At 36.6% G+C, this 6,309-nt stretch carries 7 protein-coding genes; 3 read left to right on the top strand and 4 right to left on the bottom strand.

Annotated features, from left to right (window positions below; all coding sequences use genetic code 11):
• Positions 1–321: 321 nt before the first annotated feature.
• Complete coding sequence (locus ADA56_RS04885; RefSeq protein WP_080972341.1) at positions 322–990, bottom strand: TfoX/Sxy family DNA transformation protein; 669 nt, start codon at positions 988–990, stop codon at positions 322–324.
• Positions 991–1,218: 228 nt separating this feature from the next.
• On the opposite strand from ADA56_RS04885, the gene ADA56_RS04890 reads away from it, so the two are divergent.
• From ADA56_RS04890 to recX, 3 genes are all read left to right on the top strand, one after another.
• Complete coding sequence (locus ADA56_RS04890; RefSeq protein ID WP_049369595.1) at positions 1,219–2,061, top strand: patatin-like phospholipase family protein; 843 nt, start codon at positions 1,219–1,221, stop codon at positions 2,059–2,061.
• Positions 2,062–2,197: 136 nt separating this feature from the next.
• Positions 2,198–3,253, top strand: a complete 1,056-nt coding sequence (gene recA, locus ADA56_RS04895) for a recombinase RecA (RefSeq protein WP_049369596.1) — start codon at positions 2,198–2,200, stop codon at positions 3,251–3,253.
• A gap of 70 nt (positions 3,254–3,323) precedes the next feature.
• Positions 3,324–3,776: a recombination regulator RecX gene (recX, locus tag ADA56_RS04900; RefSeq protein ID WP_049369599.1), complete on the top strand. Its 453-nt coding sequence runs from the start codon at positions 3,324–3,326 to the stop codon at positions 3,774–3,776.
• On the opposite strand, the gene crcB is transcribed toward recX, so the two are convergent.
• From crcB to tuf, 3 genes are all read right to left on the bottom strand, one after another.
• On the bottom strand, positions 3,751–4,146 hold the full coding sequence (gene crcB, locus ADA56_RS04905) for a fluoride efflux transporter CrcB (RefSeq protein WP_049369600.1): 396 nt from the start codon (positions 4,144–4,146) through the stop codon (positions 3,751–3,753). The two genes, recX and crcB, sit on opposite strands and share 26 nt — an antisense overlap.
• The gene (locus tag ADA56_RS04910) at positions 4,147–4,965 is read right to left on the bottom strand and encodes a Cof-type HAD-IIB family hydrolase (protein WP_049369601.1); all 819 of its coding nucleotides are present in this window, start codon (positions 4,963–4,965) and stop codon (positions 4,147–4,149) included.
• 157 nt (positions 4,966–5,122) lie between these two features.
• Positions 5,123–6,307, bottom strand: a complete 1,185-nt coding sequence (tuf, locus tag ADA56_RS04915) for an elongation factor Tu (protein WP_005635637.1) — start codon at positions 6,305–6,307, stop codon at positions 5,123–5,125.
• Positions 6,308–6,309: the final 2 nt, after the last annotated feature.

A 6,309-nucleotide genomic window follows, 5' to 3' on the forward strand; every position in this document is an offset into this window, starting at 1 on the left:
TTCAATTCAAGTTCAATCGCTCAATACTGCTGACATAAAATGTCACTACTTAAAAAGTATATGAATTTCTAGTTAGCACCTATTAAGACTTCAAAATTAAAAAATATTTTTAAAACAAGTCAATCAACAAGTGCCCACACAGATTGTCTGATATATTGTCAAAGAGCAAAAAAGAACGACGCACCGGTTTTTCTTAAGAGTCACAACAGCGCGTCGTTGTGTGGGGTGCATTATAGGGATTTTTGAAATCCACGCAAGCACTTTTTTTAAGAAATCTCTTCGATAGATGATTTTTTAGACGCTAACTCCTTTATATGAATGCTATTCAGCCTTTTTTAAGGTTCGCTTACAACGTCTAAACCCATTTGCAGAAAGTATTTCATTAAGTTTACTAAGGCCTCTTTCCTTCTCTTTTTCAGTATAAAACTCACAGTTTCGATTTTCTAAAGCACCTCGAAGCCGCCAATAGAAAGCCTCAGTGGCCCCAATATCCGCTTTCTTTAAACGAACAATCGCATTTTCAGCACCTATTTGCCGTAAAGTATCAACATGCTCAATGCCCACTTTCTTCAGTGCTCTTTCATACTTAACCGATAAATTCGGTAAATCACGAATTCTCCCAATCTTAGATAGTGCAGAATCAAGTTTCTCCTTCCTTATTTGACTAATAGAAAGAATAAGCAAGTTTCTCATTAAAGCATTATCTTTTAAAATGCTTTCAGTTAAAGCATAATAATCAGATAATACGAAGCGTTTATTGAGTTCATTTGTTGTAAAAGGTTTACAGCCAAATCCTTTTAATTTTATCGAAAGCTCATCCTTAGCACGTAAGTAAACCTTATTGTTTGCCCAAACCGCAAACATATCTTTATCTTTATGAAACAGGCCATATCCCGTAAATAGATTTTTACTTGTTACATCTCCAATGAGTTGATTTAACAAATTACATACTTTACTGATATGATCATTTGGGATTATAAGAGTTTTCATTTTAAAACTCCTCCTTATTAAAGGGTTAATCACATACGACTAAACCAACAAGTACTTCTCAAAGTAGTTATATCATAACCAATTAAGTGTGACGAATATAAAAAATCAATTTTGTGAGAGAGATCGCAAATGTAAAATTTATTTATTGATAAACAACAAGATAAATATAAATAAGTTTATAGTTTAATATTTATTCCACTAAAACTTTTTCAAATTCCAGGAGTAAAAATGACAGTAGGACTCGTTCTTGAGGGCGGCGGTATGAGAGGTATGTTTACCGCAGGTGTCCTTGATGCACTGATGGAACAAAACATTCAAATAAATAAAATTATTGGTATCTCTGCAGGTGCATTATTTGGCATAAATTATGCATCCAACCAAAAAGAAAGAGCGTTGAGATATAACCTAAAATATCTTAAAGATAAACGTTACATGGGATTTCATAGCCTTTTTACAACAGGTAATATTATCAATAAAGATTTCGCTTTCTATGATCTCCCTTTTAATCTTGACCCTTTTGATCAAAAGGAGTTCGAGAAATCTCACATTGATTTCTATTTAGCTGCCACAAACATTGAGAATGGTAAAGCGGAATATTTCAAAATCAAAGATGTTTTCAAAGAGATGGAATACTTCAGAGCAACTTCAGCTATGCCTTTTGCCTCAAAATTTGTGGAAATCAATGGACAAAAATATTTAGACGGTGGAATTGCTGATAGTATTCCATTTGAAAAAGCACAAGAGCTTGGTTGTGATAAAATCATCGTTGTTTTAACTCAACCGATCGACTACCGTAAAACAAGATCATCTTCTTTTTTATTCAAGCTTTTTTATCGCAAATATCCACACTTAGTTAAAACCTTAGAAAATCGCTACCGCACTTATAATGAGCAAGTAGAAGAAATCATTCGTTTAGAAAAACAAAATAAACTCTTTGTGATTCGCCCAAATGTCTCACTCAATATAGGGCGATTAGAACGAGATGAAACCAAGATAAGAACTGTATATGAACTGGGTGGAAAAATCCTCGCAGCACAAATTCAAGATCTACAAAATTACTTAAGAAGTTGATTTTAAATAAACTATTTCTCAAATTTGGAATCTGGTTCACATTTTTTCATCAAGGGAAAAATTTTCTCTTGATACTGTACATCAATACAGATATAATCTAACCAAATTTAGATAACTCTATTTAAGAAGGTTTTATATGGCAACTCAAGAAGAAAAGCAAAAAGCGCTCGCCGCAGCACTTGGCCAAATTGAAAAGCAATTCGGTAAAGGCTCAATTATGAAATTGGGTGATACTCAAGCCCTTGATGTTGAATCTGTTTCTACTGGTTCTTTAGGTCTTGATGTCGCTCTTGGCATTGGTGGTTTACCTATGGGTCGTATTGTTGAAATTTTTGGACCTGAATCTTCTGGTAAAACAACCTTAACCTTATCTGTTATCGCTCAAGCACAAAAAGTAGGTAAAACCTGTGCATTTATCGATGCGGAGCATGCGCTTGATCCTATTTATGCAGCAAAACTTGGCGTTGATGTGAAAGAACTTTTAGTTTCCCAGCCAGACAACGGTGAACAAGCACTTGAAATTTGTGATGCATTAGTACGTTCTGGTGCTGTAGATGTGGTCATTGTGGACTCTGTTGCAGCTCTCACCCCGAAAGCTGAAATTGAAGGTGAAATGGGTGATTCACACATGGGTTTACAAGCGCGTTTAATGTCTCAAGCGCTACGTAAATTAACTGGTCAAATCAAAAATGCAAACTGCCTTGTTATCTTTATTAACCAAATTCGTATGAAAATTGGTGTCATGTTTGGTAACCCAGAAACCACAACTGGTGGTAACGCGCTAAAATTCTACTCTTCTGTTCGTTTAGATATCCGTCGTACTGGTTCAGTTAAAGATGGAGATGAGGTAATTGGTAACGAAACTCGTGTTAAAGTCGTAAAAAATAAATTAGCCGCACCTTTCCGCCAAGTTGATTTCCAAATTCTTTACGGAGAAGGTATTTCGAAAGCTGGCGAATTAATTGAACTCGGTGTTAAACACAAACTTGTTGAGAAGTCTGGTGCGTGGTATGCATACAACGGTGAAAAGATTGGTCAAGGTAAAGCTAATGCGATGAAATGGCTAAATGAAAATCCTGCTAAATCTGATGAACTTGAAGCGAAACTTCGTGCTGAATTAGTCGCTAACCCAGAACAAGCATTAATGGCTGATATTGAACAATCTAATGATGATGCAGAAAGCGATTTCTAATCACTAAAAGTGCGGTCAGTTTTGAACCGCACTTTTCATTTTAACCGTATTTTACTTACAAGGAATTTCTATGCCTTCTCTTGCCTTGAGCTATGTTGTTAATTTACTTGCTCGACGTGAATATAGCGAATTTGAACTACGCAATAAAATGCAGGAAAAAGCTTTTACAGAAGATGAGATCGATGAAACAATAGCTCACTGTCAGAAAAAAAACTGGCAAAATGATAAACGGTTTACTGAAAATTATTTACATACACGTTCGCAACGTGGATACGGTGCAAATCGTATTAAACAAGAATTACGTCAACTAAAAGGTGTATCTTCAGACGTCATAAATGAAGTTCTTGGAGAAAGTGAAATTAATTGGGCTGAAATCGCAGAAAAGGTTCTACGTAAAAAGTTTCCTAATTATGCAGAACCTCAACCAATCAAAAGCAAACAAAAAATTTGGCAGTATATGCTCTCTCATGGATTTTATTCTGAAGAATTTAGCGATTTTATCGGAAATGGAATAGAAGACTGATGAGTCTAAAGAAATAAATCCCTAATACTGTAAAAATTAAGCAACCAACTAAATGACTCACTAAAACAAACAATCCATTTCCCCACTCTTCTTTAAAAAAAAGTTCTATTACTTCACCTGAAAAAGAAGAAAAGGTGGTAAGAGCACCGAGAAATCCAGTTACTAAGAATAATCGCCATTCAGGGCTAAATTGCGGGAAGGTCCAAAAGGCTGCTAATAAAATCCCCATCAAAAAGCAGCCAATAAAATTAGCCACAAGTGTACCAAATGCAAGCGAACTAAACAGGGAATTAAGCCATAAACCTAATCCCCAGCGTAAAGATGCACCAATTGCCGCACCGGCACTAACCAGAAAAATTGACTGAAACATCTATTTAATACCAAAAATTTCTGCTAAATGTTTGGCCACTGCTTCGTCTTTATTGAACCCGATCTCTTCCAGTTCTGGACAAGCTTCTTTTAAACGAGAATCAGCATTTGCCATCACATAACCTTTACCAACCCAAGAAAGCATTTCAACATCATTCTGGCCATCTCCAAAAGCAATACAATCTTTTAATCCATAATTTCTATTTTCTAATAGATGAGATAATGCATCACCTTTCGATACATTTTTGTTCATCACTTCTAAGCAAGTTAGCGCTGAATAAACAATCGTTGTTTTATCTCCGAACTGTGTTCTAAGGTAATCTTCTAGTTCGATTAGATCTTTAGGATCATGAGCAATAAAAAATACTTTTTCAGTTCCTCTTCCATGATGCTTTGTGAAATCGACAACTTCGTACATAAAACCTGAATCTTTATGGTATTTTTCTAATTCCGGCACATCTGTATTGATAAACCAACCATCATCTTGATAAGTATTGATACAAACCTTGGTGCGATCAAAAGGGATTTTATACAACTCAAGCACAATTTCTTCTGGAAGACTATTGCTATAAATAAGATTACCTTTTAGATCACGCACTCGTGCGCCATTGGAAGTGATCATTACGGCATGCTCCGCTCCAATCTTACCTAAAATAGAAGCAACATCTGTATGATTACGTCCCGTTGCTAAAATAATATCTACACCTTTTTGTTCTAATTTATTCAATACATCAATAGTAAACTCACCAATTACATGATTGGTATTAAGTAGCGTGCCATCAAGATCAGAGACAACGGCTTTAAATGGTAGTTGTTGCATAAAAACACCCGTATAAAAAATGAGTCTGTATCATACCAAAACGATACAATTTTTGACCGCACTTTCTATTATAAAAACAACATTCATTGATAAAAAACAAAAAGACGTATCTTTCGATACGCCTTCTTTATCTAACTTGTTACAGTTAATACATCAATTATTTGATGATTTTCGCAACAACGCCAGCACCTACTGTACGGCCACCTTCACGGATTGCGAAACGTAAACCTTGGTCCATCGCGATTGGGTGGATTAAGCTTACTGTCATTTTGATGTTATCACCAGGCATTACCATTTCCACGCCTTCTGGTAACTCGATTGTACCTGTTACGTCAGTTGTACGGAAATAGAACTGTGGACGGTAACCTTTGAAGAATGGAGTGTGACGACCACCTTCATCTTTTGATAATACGTAAACTTCTGATTCGAAATCAGTGTGTGGAGTGATTGAACCTGGTTTCGCTAATACTTGACCACGTTCGATTTCTTCACGTTTTGTACCACGTAATAATGCACCGATGTTTTCACCTGCACGACCTTCGTCAAGTAATTTACGGAACATTTCAACACCAGTTACTGTTGTTTTCGCTGTTGGTTTGATACCAACGATTTCAACTTCATCACCAGTACGGATGATACCACGCTCAACACGACCTGTTACTACTGTACCACGACCTGAAATTGAGAACACGTCTTCGATTGGAAGAAGGAACGGTTGGTCAATTGCACGCTCTGGTTCAGGGATATAAGTATCTAAGTGGTTTGCTAACTCAAGAATTTTTTCTTCCCATTCTGCAACGCCGTTTAATGCTTGTAATGCAGAACCACGTACGATTGGTGTATCATCACCTGGGAAATCATATTGAGAAAGAAGTTCACGAACTTCCATTTCTACTAATTCTAATAACTCTTCGTCATCTACCATGTCGCATTTGTTTAAGAATACGATGATGTAAGGTACACCTACTTGGCGACCTAATAAGATGTGCTCACGAGTTTGTGGCATAGGACCATCTGTTGCTGCTACTACTAAAATAGCACCGTCCATTTGTGCCGCACCGGTAATCATGTTTTTAACATAGTCCGCGTGTCCTGGGCAGTCAACGTGTGCGTAGTGACGAGTTGGAGTATCGTATTCAACGTGTGAGGTGTTGATGGTGATACCACGCGCTTTTTCTTCTGGCGCGTTATCGATTTGGTCGAATGCACGAGCTGCACCACCGTAGTGTTTTGCTAATACGGTTGTGATTGCTGCTGTTAAAGTTGTTTTACCGTGGTCAACGTGGCCGATTGTACCCACGTTTACGTGCGGTTTTGTACGTTCAAATTTTTCTTTAGACATTT

This window comes from Parahaemophilus parainfluenzae (assembly GCF_001055095.1).
Classification (GTDB): Bacteria; Pseudomonadota; Gammaproteobacteria; order Enterobacterales; family Pasteurellaceae; genus Haemophilus_D; species Haemophilus_D parainfluenzae_Z.